At 41.0% G+C, this 17,413-nt stretch carries 18 protein-coding genes; all 18 read left to right on the top strand.

Annotated features, from left to right (window positions below):
* Positions 1-36 precede the first annotated feature (36 nt).
* The 18 genes from AB4J89_RS10490 to AB4J89_RS10405 all read left to right on the top strand — a co-directional run bounded on the left by AB4J89_RS10490 (position 37) and on the right by AB4J89_RS10405 (position 16,991).
* Positions 37-255 (top strand): hypothetical protein, encoded by a 219-nt coding sequence (locus tag AB4J89_RS10490; protein ID WP_368469155.1) that lies wholly within the window; start codon positions 37-39, stop codon positions 253-255.
* Positions 255-581: a head-tail connector protein gene (locus AB4J89_RS10485; RefSeq protein ID WP_058336093.1), complete on the top strand. Its 327-nt coding sequence runs from the start codon at positions 255-257 to the stop codon at positions 579-581. Before AB4J89_RS10490 ends, AB4J89_RS10485 begins: the two co-directional genes overlap by 1 nt.
* 8 nt (positions 582-589) lie before the next feature.
* Positions 590-919 carry a phage head closure protein gene (locus AB4J89_RS10480; protein ID WP_161681360.1) on the top strand — a complete coding sequence of 110 codons (330 nt, stop codon included), beginning with the start codon at positions 590-592 and terminating at the stop codon, positions 917-919.
* Positions 909-1,382: an HK97-gp10 family putative phage morphogenesis protein gene (locus AB4J89_RS10475; RefSeq protein WP_311755071.1), complete on the top strand. Its 474-nt coding sequence runs from the start codon at positions 909-911 to the stop codon at positions 1,380-1,382. Before AB4J89_RS10480 ends, AB4J89_RS10475 begins: the two co-directional genes overlap by 11 nt.
* Before the next feature lie 5 nt (positions 1,383-1,387).
* Positions 1,388-1,729, top strand: a complete 342-nt coding sequence (locus AB4J89_RS10470) for a DUF3168 domain-containing protein (protein WP_311755070.1) — start codon at positions 1,388-1,390, stop codon at positions 1,727-1,729.
* 63 nt (positions 1,730-1,792) lie between these two features.
* Positions 1,793-2,404, top strand: coding sequence for a hypothetical protein (locus AB4J89_RS10465; RefSeq protein WP_368469151.1), 612 nt, complete (start codon positions 1,793-1,795; stop codon positions 2,402-2,404).
* 64 nt (positions 2,405-2,468) lie between these two features.
* The gene (locus AB4J89_RS10460; protein WP_211823681.1) at positions 2,469-2,885 is read left to right on the top strand and encodes a hypothetical protein; all 417 of its coding nucleotides are present in this window, start codon (positions 2,469-2,471) and stop codon (positions 2,883-2,885) included.
* 29 nt (positions 2,886-2,914) lie between these two features.
* Complete coding sequence (locus AB4J89_RS10455) at positions 2,915-3,160, top strand: DUF4035 domain-containing protein (protein WP_249121440.1); 246 nt, start codon at positions 2,915-2,917, stop codon at positions 3,158-3,160.
* Positions 3,161-3,200: 40 nt separating this feature from the next.
* Complete coding sequence (locus tag AB4J89_RS10450) at positions 3,201-6,476, top strand: phage tail tape measure protein (protein WP_311755069.1); 3,276 nt, start codon at positions 3,201-3,203, stop codon at positions 6,474-6,476.
* Positions 6,477-7,073, top strand: a complete 597-nt coding sequence (locus AB4J89_RS10445) for a hypothetical protein (RefSeq protein ID WP_311755068.1) — start codon at positions 6,477-6,479, stop codon at positions 7,071-7,073. It begins immediately after the preceding gene.
* Positions 7,073-7,654 carry a hypothetical protein gene (locus AB4J89_RS10440; protein ID WP_020946072.1) on the top strand — a complete coding sequence of 194 codons (582 nt, stop codon included), beginning with the start codon at positions 7,073-7,075 and terminating at the stop codon, positions 7,652-7,654. The genes AB4J89_RS10445 and AB4J89_RS10440 overlap by 1 nt, the downstream gene beginning before the upstream one ends.
* 56 nt (positions 7,655-7,710) lie before the next feature.
* Positions 7,711-8,109, top strand: coding sequence for a hypothetical protein (locus AB4J89_RS10435; protein ID WP_115349586.1), 399 nt, complete (start codon positions 7,711-7,713; stop codon positions 8,107-8,109).
* The gene (locus AB4J89_RS10430) at positions 8,109-11,867 is read left to right on the top strand and encodes a DUF1983 domain-containing protein (RefSeq protein WP_311755067.1); all 3,759 of its coding nucleotides are present in this window, start codon (positions 8,109-8,111) and stop codon (positions 11,865-11,867) included. Before AB4J89_RS10435 ends, AB4J89_RS10430 begins: the two co-directional genes overlap by 1 nt.
* Before the next feature lie 3 nt (positions 11,868-11,870).
* Positions 11,871-12,122 carry a hypothetical protein gene (locus AB4J89_RS10425; RefSeq protein ID WP_004242498.1) on the top strand — a complete coding sequence of 84 codons (252 nt, stop codon included), beginning with the start codon at positions 11,871-11,873 and terminating at the stop codon, positions 12,120-12,122.
* The gene (locus tag AB4J89_RS10420) at positions 12,107-12,370 is read left to right on the top strand and encodes a hypothetical protein (RefSeq protein WP_004242500.1); all 264 of its coding nucleotides are present in this window, start codon (positions 12,107-12,109) and stop codon (positions 12,368-12,370) included. Before AB4J89_RS10425 ends, AB4J89_RS10420 begins: the two co-directional genes overlap by 16 nt.
* A complete protein-coding gene (locus tag AB4J89_RS10415; protein ID WP_161710477.1) occupies positions 12,367-13,008 on the top strand; it encodes a hypothetical protein in 642 nt (213 codons plus the stop codon). The genes AB4J89_RS10420 and AB4J89_RS10415 overlap by 4 nt, the downstream gene beginning before the upstream one ends.
* Before the next feature lie 94 nt (positions 13,009-13,102).
* Positions 13,103-13,228: a hypothetical protein gene (locus AB4J89_RS10410; RefSeq protein ID WP_311755066.1), complete on the top strand. Its 126-nt coding sequence runs from the start codon at positions 13,103-13,105 to the stop codon at positions 13,226-13,228.
* Positions 13,229-13,361: 133 nt separating this feature from the next.
* Positions 13,362-16,991 carry a hypothetical protein gene (locus AB4J89_RS10405; protein ID WP_211823690.1) on the top strand — a complete coding sequence of 1,210 codons (3,630 nt, stop codon included), beginning with the start codon at positions 13,362-13,364 and terminating at the stop codon, positions 16,989-16,991.
* The last annotated feature ends 422 nt before the right edge of the window (positions 16,992-17,413 follow it).

The following is a 17,413-nucleotide window of genomic DNA, read 5'->3' as shown; positions in this document are numbered from 1 at the left end:
GGCGGTCTTTATGGCCGCTTTTTCTTTGGAGGTGATATGAAATTAGTCATCTTACGAGTCATTTATTTTGAGGGACGTGTGGTGCTTGAAGGCGAGCAGATTGATACCTTAGAGCAACATGGACGGGAGTTAATCCAAAAAGGCTATGCCAAAGAACAGGAAGAAGCACATCTTGTTATTGAACCTGAACCTGAACCTGAACCTGAACCTGAACTTGAACCGAAAAAAAATATTAAGGCGAAAAAGGAGAAATAATGCTTTCTCTCGAATTGGTGAAACAGCATTGCAATATCGATCCTGATTTTACGGATGACGATAATTTATTGACGCTGTATATCGGTTCCGCTGTGAAATATGTTGAAAATTACACGCGTCGAACATTACATAAAACTCAGGAGATGGATAAAGCACAAGAAGATCCTGAAGCCTTGTTCTTAACGGATGATGTGATTGCGGCAATGCTCTTATTAATTGCGCAATGGTATGAAAATCGTGAGGGGGTGATTTCAGGGCAAGCTTTTTCTACACAACCTTTTGCGGTCACCGCACTACTTCAACCTTACCGGATTTATGGGTTGTAGGAGGTTTTATGCGTGCAGGACGATTACGCCACACTATTCATATTCAAAAATCAGTATTAGCGCCTGATGCCATCAGTGGCAGTGATGTGATTTGGACGGATCATGCGACAAAAGTACGTGCAGCGATCATGCCTTATCAAGGGCGGGAATATTTTCAAGCACAGCAAGTACAAAGTGAGGCCACAACACGAATTCTTATTCGCTATATCGCTGACATTGATACTTCGATGCGTATTGTATGGGGTAAGCGAATATTTAATATTATTTCGATTATTGACCCTTATGAGCGTCATCGTGAGCTTCAATTGATGTGCAAAGAGGGCGTGAATGATGGGTGAGATTAAAATCAGTGGATTGTCTGAACTCGCTCAACGAATGCAAGACATTGCCCGTAAAACCAGAAATCAAAGTGCGCGTAAGGCGATGAATGCAGGCGCTTCGGCATTAAAAGAAGAAATCAAACATCGAGTGCCTATCCTTAAGGAAACGGTGCCTCATCGACGCAAAGGCACCATCAAGCGCAATATTCGTTCTAAAACGAAAGTGCAGCGCAATGGACAAGTCAAAACACGTATTTGGGTGAAATCATTATCGGGTAAAAAAGTGTCTGCCTTTAAACAAGCAACGGGAAAAAGTGCAGCATTGAACCCAAATGATCCGTTTTATTGGTGGTTTGTCGAGTTTGGTACGGCCAAGATGCCCGCACAACCGTTTATGCGCCCCGGCTTTGAAGCGAAAAAGGAAGCGACGGCTAAAGTGATAGTTCAAACACTCAAAGAGGATATTGAAAAAGCAAGGTAGAGACCATGATACAGCAATTAAAAGAGGCCCTTTCACCGCTGGTCGATGGAAGGGTTTTTTTTCAGGTATTACCCGAAGGCAAAGGGCATTACCCCGCCATAGTGATCCAGTTTGCCAGCATTACGCCTAACAGTGCGCTGGAGGATACGGATTTAGATAACTATCGCGTGCAACTTGATGTGTATGCGCTCCAGCCACAGCCCCTTATGGTCTTGCGTAAAAAAATTGAGGCTCAGATTGTTGACGCGATCCCATTTGCACAACGGGTGAATACGGTCTTTGGGTATGAAGCGGATGTCAAATTGCATCGGCTTGTTCTTGAATTAATGATTTCATCAGATAAATAAGGAATGGATATGACAAAGCCAAAGAACCATAAAGCGACGCCTTTCCTTGGCACGAAGATCTTTGTGCAAACCGGCTTAGGGGAGGCGATGACGGTGACGGAAGCGACGTTATCACCCGCAACCATTACCATTGCCAATAATAAGCTGAAAGCGGATGACATGATTATGTTATCGGGACTCGGGGAGTTAGATGGGCGTTTCCCCATTGCACAGGTTGATGGCAATAAAGTGACCCTGTGCGACGAAGTGGATTGGAGTGATAAAACGCTACCTACGGATTTTTCAAACGCCAAAGCACAACGTATTCAATGGTCTAATAACTTTTGTGCAGTGAAAAGCTTTAGCAAAGACGGCTCGACAACCGAACAAATTGATGTCACCACCATTTGCAGTGATGGCAAGGAATATGAATCCGGTGATACGGAATACGGCTCAATTAAATTGACTTTTTTCTTACGTTATAGCTCCAGTGATGTGCAGCGACTCTTACGTAAATATGAAAACAGCAAAGAAAAATTTGCGGTGAAAATGGTCTTAACGCGAGATGAAGGCTCCATGTTTTATTACGGCTCCGTCGAGACAGGTATGAACATTGATGGCAGTGTAGGGCAAATGATGGATTCGGGGATCTCGATTAAATTGTCTGGCCGTGATTATTTGAATGCGAAGAAATAACCCTTAATTCACCTCTTTCATTATTTCTCATCTCCCTTTTCGATAAAAAATCTTAGGAGTGATTATGTCTAACGCGTTATTGCGTGAATTAGTGTTAAACCAAGCACTGAAAGTGACGCCTTTTACTTATTTAGACAACACCTTTTATGTCAAAGAGCTGGATGTTGGCACCATGAATTACATTCAGCGTAAACTTCGCCAAATTAAAATCAAGCTCGCCGAAGCGCAGGACATTTATTTAGATGAAGACGATCCTGAACAATTTAATGAGGCGATAAATCGTGTCTACGATGAATATGATGTCGCCAGAATGTTGGCCTTTAAGTTGTGTGATGAAAAAGGAGAACTGCTTTTTGATGCTGAAAATGAAGCAGATTTAAAAGGTCTTAATCGTCTAGGGCAAGGGTTCTCTAATGCGGTGTTTACAGCAGAAGCGGGGAACAGCGAAAAAAACTCGGAGACCGACGACAATTTCAATTGATATTGTCGTTGGCATTGGGAAAAACGCTCGTGGAAATCGAGCAAATGCCTGAAAGCCACTTGTGTGAATATGAAGCTTTTTATCGCAAACAACCCTTTGGTTTATGGCGAGAGGATTATCGGATGGCACAAGTGGCGCATCTTCTTGCGATGATAAATCGTGATCCGAAAACGTCTCTGCCTGAATTGATGGATTTTATGCCGATGTGGAAGAAGAAAATCACGGAAGAAGAGCTGTGGGATAATGTCACTGAGAGTGTATTAGCTAATCGATAGCCCCTTTGTTGGGGCTTTTTTATTGTTTTAAGGAGTTTTTATGGCTGGTGCATTAGGTAGATTAAATATTGATTTGACGCTGAATACGGCAAATTTCACAAATGCGATCAACCGTAGCCAGCGCCAAACAGAACAATTTGGGCAAAGTATTCGCGTCAGCCTTCAAGCTATCACCGTGCAACAAGAGCGAATGGTATCGCAAACCGCAAAATCCTCGGCGCTTTTTGCCCGTTTTGCGAGTGTCACCGCAAGTGCATTATCCATTCATCAAGTCATTAATTATGCCGATAGTTGGACGGAATTACAGAACCGCTTAAAACTGGTGACAGAAAGTTCTGTCGAGTTAAATAAAGCCACACAAGCCGTCTATGATATTGCCCAAAAAACCTATCAATCATTGGATGCCACAGCACAGGTTTATCAACGTTTTGCGGATAATGCCGATCGCTTAGGATTAAGTCAGCAAAAAGTCGCTGAACTCACGGAAACTGTCTCAAAAGCCGTGGCGATTTCAGGCGCGAGTGCAACCGCAGCCCAAGCGGCATTAACCCAATTTGGTCAAGCATTAGCCTCGGGGCAGTTACGTGGCGAAGAGCTAAATTCAGTGATGGAGCAAACGCCTGCGTTAGCGAAGGCCATCGCTGACGGAATGGGTGTCAGTGTGGGTGAACTAAGGAAGAAAGCCCAAGATGGTGAAATGACGATTGAAAAAGTCATTCAAGCCTTAGAACGTGCAGCCGACAGTGTGGATAAAAAATTTGCTACCAGCGTGACAACGGTTAGCCAAGGTTTCACTAATCTTCAATCGGCGATGACAAAATTTATCGGTGAAGCGAATCAAGGTACAGGTGCGACTCAGCTTTTTACCACAGGGATGGTCACTCTTGCCGATAATCTATCGTTAGTCGCTAAAGTGGTTGAAGGGATCGCCGTCACGGCATTGGTAGCAAAACTCTCTCAATGGACGAAAGCCACTTATCTGAAAAATCAGGCAACATTGAATGAGGCCAAAGCCACATTACAGAGTGCAGAGGCAAACAGTGTGGCAGCAACCAGTGCAGTACGTAAGGCATGGGCGGATAAAGAAGCTGCCACATCGGCACTCAATAGAGCCAAAATGGAATATCAAGTTGCTAGAGGTACTAATGCGGAAAAAATCGCACTCGATAATCTTATCGCCACAAAATCACTCGCAAGAACAGCCTCTCTAAATTATACACAAGTATTAACCGCCGAAAACGTTGCTCAACGTGCATTAACGACCGCTCGGCGTCAATCAACGATGGCAGGGCGAGCACTTAACAGTGTTATGGGATTAGCGGGTGGCCCTATTGGATTAGTGTTGACTGGTGTTGCGGCATTGGGCATGGGATTGTATGAATACAGCGAAAATGTCAAACAAGCCAAACTCGAATCGATTGAATTTGCTCATTCCCTTGATACATCAACAGAAGCGTTAAACAAAATGAGCAATGCCTCGTTAGTGGCGAATTTAAGCAAAGTTTCATCGGGCATTAACGCGCAATTGGAGAAAGTCGAGGAGCTTAAACAACAGGTCATTTCCTTACAAGGTCTATCAAAATACAGCGTTGAGAGTGAAAAGGCGTTTGCTGAACAAGGTGTGGGGGATTTATACCTTAAACGAGTGGCTGAAAAGCAAAAAGAGCTTGATGCTGCGATGGGGATATATGCAGAGCAAGTTAATAACTTAGAGCGTCAGCGAGCCAATATGCAAAATATGTTGGCGACACTCAAAGAAAAAGTAGGTGATCAAGCCCCTGAATATAGACGCTATGCCACCGAATTACAAAATGTTGATGCCGTTATCAATTCACTTAAGGCGAGTTTAAAGAGTTTAGGCATTGAATATGAATCACTCATTGATATCACGCTTCAGGCGACAAATAGCCAAGTGAATGCTGCCACGGCGATTGCTAAACAGATTGATGAATCGATTGAAAAATCGCAACGTTCAGTGGCAAAAGCACAAGCCACAGGGCAGGCATTAGCGAAATTAAATGCAGAAGATGTATTGGCTTCACGCAAAATTACGCCAGATATGCAAGGCTACGATAAAGCCTTACAAGCTGAAATTGAGGCACAACTGGCACTGCAAGCCAAACGGACGTATAAGCCCAGCCATAAATCAACCATTGATTATGCCAAGCAATACACCAAAATCTTAACGGAATTAGAGGAAAAACAAGCCTCACTGATTGCGGATGGACAAAGTATTCAGCTGTATGGCACTACCTCTTCCTTTAATGAATACACATCCGCATTAGCCGATATCAAACAGAATAAAGACAAGTTTGATGCCATCTTAAAAATCGATCCCAAAGCGATTGAGACGATAAAAGAAAAAGCGAAAGCCATTGATGATCTAGCGCGAGCCAACTCGGTTGCGCAATTTGCTTATGATCGCGGTAAAGAAATTGAGCAGATGCAATTTGAAACCACCTTGATAGGAAAGTCACGCGCAGAGCAAGAAAAGCTTAATGCCCTTCGTCAGATTGATGTGCTGTATCAGCAAGCCAGTGTGGATTTAGGTGAGAAAGAGCTGGCGAACTTACAACGCAATGTTGAACTCACTAAACAGCAGATTGAGGAAGAACTGAGGAAGCGAGAGGCCATGAAAGGCGATCCGATGGCGGGATTAAAACAAGGCTTATCGGATTTCAGTGAGTCGGCTATGGATGTGATGGAAAACGTCAGAAACGTCACCACCAATGCCCTTAATAATATGTCTGATGCATTAGCCAATTTTGCTTTAACGGGCAAAGGAAGCTTTAAAGATTTTGCCAATGCGGTGATCTCCGATATCACTCGGATGGTGATGAAAATGCTGATTTTCAAAGCCATTGAAGCGGGCGGGCAGGCAATGGGCTTTGATATGGGATGGATGAGCAAAGGGCATGCTTACGGTGGCTATACGGGGCATGGCGGGAAATTTGAGCCTAAAGGGATTGTGCATGGTGGTGAGTTTGTTTTTACCAAAGAAGCGACGGCTAAATTAGGTGTCGGCAATCTCTATCGCTTAATGCATGCGGCGCAAGGTTATGCTTCGGGGGGCTTTGTGGGGGCGGTCGCAGGGCGAATACCCGTTACACCGCAACCGACGTTAGCCCGTGCAGGTGGTGTGCAAATGACGGTCGTTAATCATATTACGGTGACGGGAAATGGTGACGCTGTACTTGCGCAGGCAATGAAGGAAGCCGCACAACAAGGGACAGAAGCAGGCGCACAGAAAGCTCACGCGATGATGTTACAAGACTTTCAAAGTAATGGCGCAGCACGCAGAACATTAGGAGTCTAAATGTCTATTCTTGAATGGCCAAAAGAGGTGATCCCCACACAGGAAAACTGGCAATTATTGAGTAACAGCAAAACCTTTACCTCGCCATTTAATGGAAGTAGCCAGACGGTGCGCTTTCCGGGAAGTCATTGGCGTTGTGAGCTGACATTCAATAATTTAAATGAAGAGAAATCGCGCCAGTTAGAAGCGCTGGTGGCTTCATTGGATGGGATGTCGGGACGGGTCAAAATATCAAGCTGGATAAGAAAAGGACGTTATGGGTATGGCTCGCCTCGTATTGCAATACCAAGCCAATTGGGGAATCGGCTAGAAACAAAGGATTGGAAGCGCAATATGCGTGTGTTACAGCAAGGGGATCGTTTAACTGTGGGTAATGAACTCAAAATGGTGGTGGCAGATGTGATCAGTGATAATCAGGGGCGCGCAAATATTCCTATTTCACCGATGTTAAGAACGTCACCTACCGTCAATGAAATGCTCGAGGTTGAGCGTCCTTTTGGCGTATTTCGGCTCGTTGATAATGAACAGGGTAAATTTCAGCATCGTCGCTTGGGGTATACCAATATCACGTTATCTTTTGAGGAGGTGTTGTACTAATGCAATATCATCCATTTTCTGACGGTATGGTAAAAGCAATTAATGAGGGGGCTTATATTGTTTTAGCCGCCAGACTCGATTTGAAATCAGGCGTGACCTGTGCGCATACCGGTGTTGGGCAACTGATTATTGCGGGGGAAACTTATTTGGGCGTGGGCAGTTTAGGCGAAATCAGTCAGCTAAAAGAGAATAAGACAACCAGTCCTCCACAATTACAGCTTAAATTAGCCGGTTTTGATAAATCGCTGGTGGGAATGGTGATGAATGAGCAAAGTCGAGGACGCGAAGTCCGGTTGATGATGGTCGCCATTGGTGAAGAGGGAAAACCGCTTCTTGCTGAAGTCTTATTTGTCGGACAAATCACATCGATTAATGTGGTGTCTGGCGAAGAAAATGCCGTATGTGTTAATGTTTCTAATCGATTCGAGCGGTGGTCAATCGGGTTACCCGATAGATTTACCGATGAGTCATGGTCATCTCGACGACAAGGTGATCGTATCTTTCGCTATGTGGCTCAAATGGCTGAACGGGCGATTTATTGGGGCAGTAAGAAAGATGCACCTGCATTTATTTATAAATAATCTTATTGCTTTGTTAAACCCACGTTTGTGGGTTTTTTGCTATTTAAGGTCAGTACATGAAACAACCTAACTGGACACTTAAATTACCTGAAACCATAAGGGCGGCGATGAGTCGCCCTTTTTCATGGGGCAAATTTGATTGTTGTATTTTTGCCTCTGAATGTATTTACGCACAATGTGGTTTCTCGCCAATAAAGCCTTATCTCAATCACTATAAAACCAAAGCTGAAGCCTTCAATCTGCTCAAATCCAAATTTGGCTCCTTAGAGAAAGCCGTATCACGCTATTTCAAATCCATTGAGATTGAGCACGTTCAGCGTGGCGACCTTGTACTGTTTAAAGGTGAGGACGGTGACAGTTTAGCCGTGGTTTGGGCGGGGCATTATTGGGGCGTAACCCCACAAGGCGTGAAGCCAGTGCAGATTAACCCAATCAAAGCGTGGAGAGTGGAATAATGGGTGGGAGTGGTGGATTAATTTCAAAAGTCGTGGGCGCAGGCTTAATGATTGCGGGGCTATTTACCGGAGGCGTGACCTCGGCGATGGGCATGGCGCTGATGGCAGCAGGCGTTGCGGTTCAAGTTGCGGGTTCGCTTATCTTTAAGCCAAAACTGCCTTCCATGAATTATCGAGATACCAGTGAACGCAAACAAATGTTACGTTCATCGTCTGCGCCTGAAACCGTGATCGTCGGAAAAACAGTGATATCGGGTTTGCTTTTCTTCGCCGAAGAAGAAGCAGGCGAACAAGATGAAAACGAAAAAATCACACTGGCATTAGCGTTAGCAGGACACCCCATAGAGAAAATAGGGAAGATTTGGTTGGGGGATGATCTCATTGAGACGTTTGGTGATAAAGCCTCATGGGAATTACATAACGATAGGAAAGACGCCGATCCCTTTATGCTTAAAAATTGCTCGTCATGGAAAGAGGATATGATTGGTCGAGGTCTAGCGTGGTTACGTGTGACACTCACGTTTGACCAAGAAAAATTCCCTTATGGATTACCCAATGTGAAATGTGAAGTCTGGGGAAAACATCTGTTTGATCCTCGCACTGGGCAAACTGCATGGAGTAATAATGGGGCTTTAGTCATTTTGGATTATTACCGCCATTATTTAAAAGTGCCTGATACGGATATTGATTTTGACAGCTTTAAACAGGCGGCCGATTTATGTGATGAAAAAGTGAGTCTACCAGAAGGCGGATTTGAGTCGCGATATACCCTTAATGGCGCCTATGACTTAAATGAGAGTCCATCCAGTGTTTTGGAGGCGATGCACAAATGCATCAACGCGGAACCGACATTCACCGCAGGAAAACACGGTATCCAAATTGGTGCTTATTATGGGCCTGCAATAAAAACCATCACTGAATCACAATTGATTGGCACTGTCACGTGTACCCCTGAAACAGGTTTAAAAGACGCGACCAATGCGGTGTATGGCACGTTTATTGATGCCGAACAGTTATACACAAAAACGGATTTCACGCCTGTGATTGTGGACGAGTGGGTGAAAGAGGATGGCTTAGAAATTCGGGAGAACATCGATTATCGTTTTGTTACTAGCCCTTATCAAGCCCAACGATTAGCCCGCCAATATCTTCGTAAAAAGAAAGCCGGAAGACGGGTTCAATTGACCATGAACTTAGACGGCTATGCTTATCGTCCTGGTGAAGTTGTGCTTTTAGAATTACCGGCTTTGGGGATTAGTGGGCTGGAATTCCGTATTGCCGAATGGTCTTTTCATGCTTTAGAGGGTGTGGCTTTAACGTTGGAAGAGGATGGTGCCTATTTATATGAAGATGTGATTGGCAAACCGTTTGAGCGTCCGCCGTTTGTGAGTTTACCCACTGGTGGTGTTGCTTCACCCATTAATCTTACCTTTGTTCCACTTGCTGTCAGTGACATCGTGCAAGGTACGCTTTCTTGGCAGAATGTGGCGTCTGATGTGCGCTATAACACCGTTACTATTCTCCAAGAAGGCAATGTTATTCAATCTATTCAGGTGCCGGCTGAGCGTGTTGATATTAACGGATTAGCGCGAGGCACTTATCGTGTTGAAGTTAGGGCGACAAATGTGGCTGGCGCGATGTCGGCACCTGCTATCAGTGATTTTGCTATTCAAGCACCACCGCCTCCAGAGCATATTGATGTTACCTCTGGCTTATTTAATCTGACCGTTGCACCGAAACAAGGCGATAGCGCTGTCTTTGGTTATACCTTTGAGTTTTGGTTTAGTGAGGAAAAACTTGCTGATCTTTCTGAAAATGAAGTGATCACCAAAACAAACAAAGTTGGCCAAGGGAATTTCTGGACGCAAGAGAATTTACAAGCAGGGCATACGTATTATTTTTATGTTCGAACAATCAACAGCTATGGTAAATCACCTTTTGTGGAAGCTTCGGGGACTTGCTCTTCTCAAACGGATTTAATTCTTGAGGAATTAGCGGGGCAAATTAGTCGAGATCAACTCGCGCAAGACCTATTGGGTGAAATTAACAGTAAAGCTAACCAAATCGATATTACTGAATTACATGAGTTAATGAGGATAAATCACGACAAGCTTTTAGAAGAGTCAATGAGGCAAGGCGCGACGATTGAAGAAAGTGAAAAAAAACGGGAGGAATCAGAAAAATTACTGGCTGAGCGGATGAATAAAGTTTCAACGGCAACAGAAGCACAGGCCGCTGCAATCAAACAAGAGCAACAAGCACGTATTGAGGGTGATCAAACCGAAGCACAACAACGGCAATCCTTAGCCACTCAACTTCGTGGTGATTATACCGGCAATGATTTATCGAAAGTCACCGCAGGACTTATCTCCGCCGAGAAGCAAGCGCGAGTTACAGGTGACCAAGCGGAAGCCAAAGCCAGACAATCACTGGAAACACGGATGAATGGGAATGTTTCCGCGATTAATAAATCACTAGAAACCCTCACCTCGAAACAGCAAGCACAAACGCAAGAGATTTCAACGCTCAATTCAAATCTTAAGGGGAAAGCTGATAGTAGTGCAGTAAATGCATTAAATACGCGAGTATCTAATATTGATGGCAAAGTGACATCCGCAACCTCTCAGGTACAAACGTTATCCAGCAAATTAGATAAAGTGAAAGCCGATTTAACGGAGTCTGTGGTGGTGGATTTAGATTTATCTAAACTCAATGAAAACACCTATTATCCGGTGATTTTGCCATTAGTAACCTCTCGACGTTATGCCTTTAAGGTCTTTAGAACCTTAGGGCAATATTCAGACAATAAACCCAGCTATGCAACTCACAGCACCAAAGGCTTTGCCATGATTGTGGAATGGCTAGTCAGTGGTTCTGGATGGGGAACACAGTCTGAAAACCGTATCATTGATAATTTTGATTGGAAATGGACAAATCAATCCCCTGTGATGGGACCAGCTCAATTAACGAATGGCTCTGTGGAATATATCTATTTGCGAGGAGGCGCTAAATACCAACTCACTAAGCATAAAAGTGTTAATCATCAAATCATCACCAGCACTTACACCAATAACAAACAATCGGTGGCACCGAAAGGATTTGTGGCGAATGAAGTACCTAAATCCAGCGAACAGAAAGCCAATGCAACGGCGAATGCGGTAAACCAACTTGAAACTAAGGTGACTGAGGTTTCAGGTAAAGTGACCTCGACCGCCCAGCAGGTCACTCGCTTAGAAAGCCAAGTGGGTACAAGTTCAGCCAAAATCGAACAAACTTCGAAAGTGGTCACAGACATAAATGGCAACATTTCGGCATCATGGACAATGAAAGTTCAGCAAGATAGCAAAGGGAATAAAGTCATTACTGGCATTGGCTTAGGGTTTAATGCACAAGGAAATAGTCAATTTCTGGTTAATGCCCAAAACTTTGCAGTGATATCGTCATTAAACGGTAAAGTGGTGACGCCTTTTGTGATCCAAAATGGACAAGCTTTTTTCAATGATGCGTTATTTAGCAAGGCAACTATTGATAAATTATCGGTAGGTAAAAAAATCACATCCACTAATTATTCAGCTGGCAAGAAAGGATTTAATATTGATGCCACAACAGGGAATGTGGAATTAAATGATGCGGTATTTCGTGGACGGTTAGATATAAACTCAGGAGGAACAAAAGGGCGGTTAGTGATCACGAATAATACTATTTATGTTTACGATGAAAACAATCAGTTAGCGGCAAAAATAGGTTATTTAGGGTAGCGTATGAAGTTTATTGTTTTAATTACAGCATTATTATTGTCAGGGTGTACCTCTGGATATAAAAAAGTCGATTGCCAAGGTGTTTACCAAATAAAAACTTTTCACTATCAACAACCTGTATTGGTGAAGTTTGATAAAAAACGAGAAACCATTAAAGGGCCTCTTTATCATGCTGTACCTCAATTAGGATTTAAATTCTTGGGAGGATGGGTATCTCCTGATGCCGTAGAGGATTTCTCATGTCGTGGGGAATAGAGATATATGAAAAAGGAAAGCCAATAAAAATCACAGGGCGTTCGTTTATTTTTGACCAAATAGCGGTTACTCAAAATGGCAGTAAAACTTATAATAATATTCCTAAAGGGCGGTCATTGGCCGCCTATATTGTCGCTAGAAATCGAGGATCTTATTTCACTGTTAGAGTCGAGAATAATAAAATCTCGTGGAATTCTCTACGCGGTAGCCAATCGATTAATGGAATTATTATGGTACTAATTAAATGAGTAAATATGGTGCATTATTTTTTAATCAGGGTATTACCGAAGAATTAACACCTTATGAATCAGCCGTATTTTTAAAAAAGATAAAAACTAATCCAGGACTAATTAAAGTTATCGAAGGTAATAATAACGCAGTGCCACTTATTTTTATTCGAGTTCTTAATGCCTCTAATCCATCATTAAGTGGATTATCTGAAGTGATTTATGAGAACAATGCGTGGTGTGTGAATTTAATCGATACTATTCAAGGTAATTCAGCAGAATATGAGCTCTATGTATTTGTGAAGTCTTCTTATCATATTTCACTTCATCCTCAAAAGTGGGGAATTCAAATCTATCATAAAGGTGTTATTACACACGCTTCAAGCCAAAGACCGCTTAATTTATTAGAGGGAAATAACTTTGTACTCACAGGAAATAATTGGAATGGTGTGGATGTCGGATTCCCTTGTGCGGTATTAATCACAACAATAGGGCAGATTGGGATGATGGATTCGATGGGAGGAAAAACGATTAGAGTAACTCTTTGTGGACGAGGTAACCGTATTATTCCTCATTCCATGATAGTTTCAGGACAGATGTCAACAACCTCATTAGGTAAGCAGTATTTTTATATTGATGTGAGGGAGTATGGTGGGTGATAGAAAGAGTTTAGATGATTAGTTTAGTTATTGAGTACGAGAGATCGCTAAAAAAGGATATATTCGTTGGTGGTCGGTTTTGTGCCAGAAGCGGATGTTGCTACTTCGTAAATGTCTTGATCCATATGGCTTTATTGGTAAATATCAAGGAATACAAGCCCAAGGCAAAAGTATTGGACACGTTGCAGAGGCAATATTTAACGTAAAATCAGATGGATAGGGGAAGAAAAACAACGAGGCTTTGACTAATCTTTAGCATTGTTTCTGCTATAATAGGGCGAACATTTATCTGTATGATTTTGTTTAATTAACTCTGAGAAGTAGCTCTCGGTGAATATGGGGAAGGGATATCAATGAGTGATGACAGCTATAAATTTCAAAAGCTAACGCCGTTCAGTGATGTTGAGCTGGGTATATATAAAAATGCGATAGATTTTGTTTTTGCCAATGACGATCTAAAAAATATTGCAATATCAGGGCAATATAGCGCAGGAAAAAGTAGCCTTGTCGAATCATATAAGAAAAGTCATTCGAATATAAAGTTTGTTCATATTTCACTTGCCCATTTCAGAGCGACGGAGGAAGCTGAAACTAATGAACCTAGTAAAGCCATAAGCGAAACAGCGTTAGAAGGTAAAATTCTTAACCAGTTAATTCACCAAATTAATGCTGATGATATTCCCCAGACGCATTTTAAAGTAAAGAAAAAAATAAAAATGAGCAACATTGTGATAAATACTATCTTCACGGTGTTATTTATCGCAACGGTACTGCATATCACTCTATTTAATAAGTGGGGTGAGTTTGTTTCACTTTTATCTGATGGTTTTTTAAAGACACTACTAACATTATCGACAAGACACGATACGCTTTTAATTAGCGGTTTTATAGCTACTATCCTGTCTTTTATCTTTGTTTATAAACTAATAAAAACCCAAAAGAATCGTAATGTCTTTAAAAAGATAAATGTACAGGGTAATGAAATAGAGATTTTTGAAGAGAGTGAAGAGTCTTATTTTGATCGGTATTTAAATGAAGTATTATACCTTTTTGAGAACGTTGATGCTGATGCTATTATTTTTGAAGATATGGACCGTTTTAATAGTAATCATATCTTTGAACGTCTTCATGAGGTGAATAGGCTAGTTAATATTCAACGGACCCTAGCAGGGCACAAGAAATCGACGTTACGTTTTATTTACTTGCTTCGTGATGATATCTTCATTTCGAAGGATAGAACGAAATTCTTTGATTATATCATTCCAGTTATTCCTGTTGTTGATAGTTCTAACTCTTATGATCAGTTTATCTCACATTTTGATGATGGGGGTATTCTCAAGTTGTTCAATGAACGATTTCTACAAGGGATGTCGCTATATATTGATGACATGAGAATATTGAAGAATATTTATAATGAATTTCAAATTTATTATAATAAATTAAATACGACAGAACTTGACTGTAATAAAATGTTGGCCATTATTGCCTATAAAAATATCTTTCCACGAGATTTTAGTGAGTTGCAACTTAATCAAGGTATGGTTTTTGCCTTATTTAGTGAAAAGGACAATCTTATTATAAGAGAAATAAAAGAAATAGAAAAAGATATTAGTGATAGAAAAAAAGAGATTGAGGTAATCAATGATGAAATACTCAATTCTAGTCAGGAGGTTGATACTATATATGAAAAGGAACTGTCTAAATATAATAACTCTTACTATCATCAGGCTGAGAAAGCTGATATAGAAAAGAGAAGGGCGGCGAGAAAAGAAAGTGTTGAAAATAAAATCAATGGGAAAATAGAAGAAATCAATGAGATTATATCAAGGTCAAGAGAACGTTTGGTTTATTCTAGGAATAAAAAACTTAAAGAAATAATAACAAGAGAAAACATTGATGAAATATTTAAGCTCACCTATATCAATGAAATTGGAGAAAAAAGAGATTTTAATGAAATAAAAAGTAGTGAGTATTTTGACTTGCTTAAATACCTTATACGTGATGGCTATATTGATGAAACCTATGCCGACTATATGACCTATTTTTATGAAAATAGCCTGAGTCGAATTGATAAAATGTTTTTACGCAGCATTACCGATCAAAAAGGCAAAGAGTTCACTTATCAACTCAAGAACCCTAAGCTGGTGGTTGCCCGCCTTCGAGAAGTTGATTTTGAACAGGAAGAGGCGCTTAATTTTGATCTATTAGCTTATCTGCTTCAAACGCCAGCCCAAGTAAACTTAATAAAACGTTTATTCAAACAACTAAGAAAAGATAGAAGAGTTGAGTTTATTCGTGGCTACTTTGAAACTGAGAGGGCTCAGCCAGGCTTCATTAATCGATTAAATACACAGTGGCCTGAGTTCTTTTCTTATGCGCTGACAGAGAGTGAATTTTCTGCTGATTGGGTTAGACGCTACTCTATAGGCACATTTTATTATTCTGCCAGTAACGACATTGAGGCGATTAACATTGATAATTGTTTGACTGATTACCTCTCGAATTCGGCGGATTATTTAGCAATATCAGAGCCGAAGGTTGACAAGTTAATTAGTGGTTTTAAGTTGCTTAACGTCTCTTTTGTCAGTATTAAATTTGAAAACGCAAATAAAGTACTCTTTGATGCGGTTTATCAGCATTCACTTTATGATATTAATTTTGCCAACCTGAGCTTAATGCTGAGTAAGGTTTACACGCTTAACAGTGAAGATGATATTCGCCATAAGAACTATACACTAGTGATGTCACAGCCTGATTCTTCCTTGGCTAGTTATGTTAATAACCATATTAGTGACTATCTGGATATGGTTTTATCTAGTTGTGATGGTTCAATCTTGGATGATGAAGCCATTGTTTTATCAGTTCTTAATAATGAGAAAATATCTGATGAACAAAAAGGCCAGTATATAAACTCTTTGCAAATTTTAGTGACTTCTCTGAGTGAGGTTGAGAGCGAATCCTTATGGTCATCTTTGTTGGATAAAGATAGAGCCGTTTGCTCCGAGGAAAATATTGTCTCTTATTTTGAACATGTTGATGGACTGGATGACTCACTTATCGAATTTATCAATAGAACTGATGCAGAGCTGAATTTTCAAAATATTAACATTGATAATGAGCTTAAAGATAAATTATTTAAGTCGATTGTTATCTGTAATGATTTATCAAATGATAAATATGAAAAATTAATTTGTTCACTAAACCTTATTTATAAGACCTCTTTTAGCGCTAGTAATATTGCAGGTGATAAGTTCAAAATATTAGTGGATAAAAATATTATTCGTATGAGTATTTCTCCACTTAATTTCATACGAGATAACTATTCGGAGCACCTTTCCTATTATATTGATAAGAATATCAGGGCATACGTTGAATTAATGACGATTGATAACTTTATTTTGGATGAGGCTATATCAATACTTTCTTGGGAAGTTGATGATGATTTGAAATTTAAGCTACTTGAGTTTGTTAAAACACCGTTGGCTATTCATGGTAAGAATTACCATCAGGTCGTTAATGACTATATTTTAGAAAATAATTTTAAACCAGATGAACTTCTAATCTTAACGTCATCTTATAAAACTTGGGGAACCTCTACTCAGTCGCTCATCTTGAGTCGAGCAATACAGGATATATCAGCATTGATAGCAAGCCCTAATGATGTTTCTGAGCCGTTACTAAAAAACCTGTTTGTCGCAGAGGGACTGAATATACAGAATAAAATAGCACTGCTAATCGCTTTGTTGCCGGGTAAGGATTTGAGTAAGACGACTTGCAAAGAGTATCTTGATCTGCTTGGTTTATCGGAGTTCAGTAAAATTTTGGGGCGAGGCAAACCTAAAATTGAAGTTGATTCAACTAATCAAAGTTTATTAACAGCATTAAGAGATAACCACTTCTTCTCTGCTTTTGAGGTGGATGAAGAAAATCCCACTTATTATAAAATAACAAGGCGGGGCTCTATGTTTGGCTCAGATACATAGCATCATATATTATTCTACAGTTTGGGCACTTTTATAGCGCCCAATTTTTACGCTGAAACTTACGTAGCTAATCTGACTTTTTCCTAGTAGACGAATACACCTAGGTGTTCGTGAAGCCCTCAGTGTGTTGGGACAGATACGAGCGTCCGCTACTCGCTCAAAACAGCCATTTGAATTTTACATGTGGGCAGGTTCGTTGGCCGCACTCAGCCAGGTCACAAACTGATGTATGTTCCCTGTCTATCTTCCCTTGCCGCCTTCCTGCATCTTGAATTGCGTTATGTATAAAGAGCAGGACATTCCGGCATAAGCTCTGAATGCAGGCTTAATACGGTTTCATCCCGAGCTGTTAGCTGCAACTTGAAAGCTATAGGGTATATGGTATCGTACGCGTCAGAAATACCTTTAAGAGAACCTTTCAC

It is taken from the genome of Proteus sp. STS61-E, from assembly GCF_040932335.1.
Taxonomy (GTDB): Bacteria; Pseudomonadota; Gammaproteobacteria; order Enterobacterales; family Enterobacteriaceae; genus Proteus; species Proteus mirabilis_B.
The sequence above is the reverse complement of the archived record's forward strand: the minus strand, read 5'-3'. Positions and strand labels throughout refer to the sequence as shown.

What these genes read in the sequence shown, in the direction of transcription:
- AB4J89_RS10450 (WP_311755069.1), top strand. Translation starts at nt 3,201, where the DNA reads ATGGCTGGTGCATTAGGTAGATTAAATATTGATTTGACGCTGAATACG.
- AB4J89_RS10420 (WP_004242500.1), top strand. Translation starts at nt 12,107, where the DNA reads ATGTCGTGGGGAATAGAGATATATGAAAAAGGAAAGCCAATAAAAATC.
- AB4J89_RS10485 (WP_058336093.1), top strand. Translation starts at nt 255, where the DNA reads ATGCTTTCTCTCGAATTGGTGAAACAGCATTGCAATATCGATCCTGAT.
- AB4J89_RS10415 (WP_161710477.1), top strand. Translation starts at nt 12,367, where the DNA reads ATGAGTAAATATGGTGCATTATTTTTTAATCAGGGTATTACCGAAGAA.
- AB4J89_RS10435 (WP_115349586.1), top strand. Translation starts at nt 7,711, where the DNA reads ATGAAACAACCTAACTGGACACTTAAATTACCTGAAACCATAAGGGCG.
- AB4J89_RS10460 (WP_211823681.1), top strand. Translation starts at nt 2,469, where the DNA reads ATGTCTAACGCGTTATTGCGTGAATTAGTGTTAAACCAAGCACTGAAA.
- AB4J89_RS10445 (WP_311755068.1), top strand. Translation starts at nt 6,477, where the DNA reads ATGTCTATTCTTGAATGGCCAAAAGAGGTGATCCCCACACAGGAAAAC.
- AB4J89_RS10430 (WP_311755067.1), top strand. Translation starts at nt 8,109, where the DNA reads ATGGGTGGGAGTGGTGGATTAATTTCAAAAGTCGTGGGCGCAGGCTTA.
- AB4J89_RS10410 (WP_311755066.1), top strand. Translation starts at nt 13,103, where the DNA reads ATGTTGCTACTTCGTAAATGTCTTGATCCATATGGCTTTATTGGTAAA.
- AB4J89_RS10470 (WP_311755070.1), top strand. Translation starts at nt 1,388, where the DNA reads ATGATACAGCAATTAAAAGAGGCCCTTTCACCGCTGGTCGATGGAAGG.
- AB4J89_RS10480 (WP_161681360.1), top strand. Translation starts at nt 590, where the DNA reads ATGCGTGCAGGACGATTACGCCACACTATTCATATTCAAAAATCAGTA.
- AB4J89_RS10440 (WP_020946072.1), top strand. Translation starts at nt 7,073, where the DNA reads ATGCAATATCATCCATTTTCTGACGGTATGGTAAAAGCAATTAATGAG.
- AB4J89_RS10490 (WP_368469155.1), top strand. Translation starts at nt 37, where the DNA reads ATGAAATTAGTCATCTTACGAGTCATTTATTTTGAGGGACGTGTGGTG.
- AB4J89_RS10475 (WP_311755071.1), top strand. Translation starts at nt 909, where the DNA reads ATGATGGGTGAGATTAAAATCAGTGGATTGTCTGAACTCGCTCAACGA.
- AB4J89_RS10425 (WP_004242498.1), top strand. Translation starts at nt 11,871, where the DNA reads ATGAAGTTTATTGTTTTAATTACAGCATTATTATTGTCAGGGTGTACC.
- AB4J89_RS10405 (WP_211823690.1), top strand. Translation starts at nt 13,362, where the DNA reads ATGAGTGATGACAGCTATAAATTTCAAAAGCTAACGCCGTTCAGTGAT.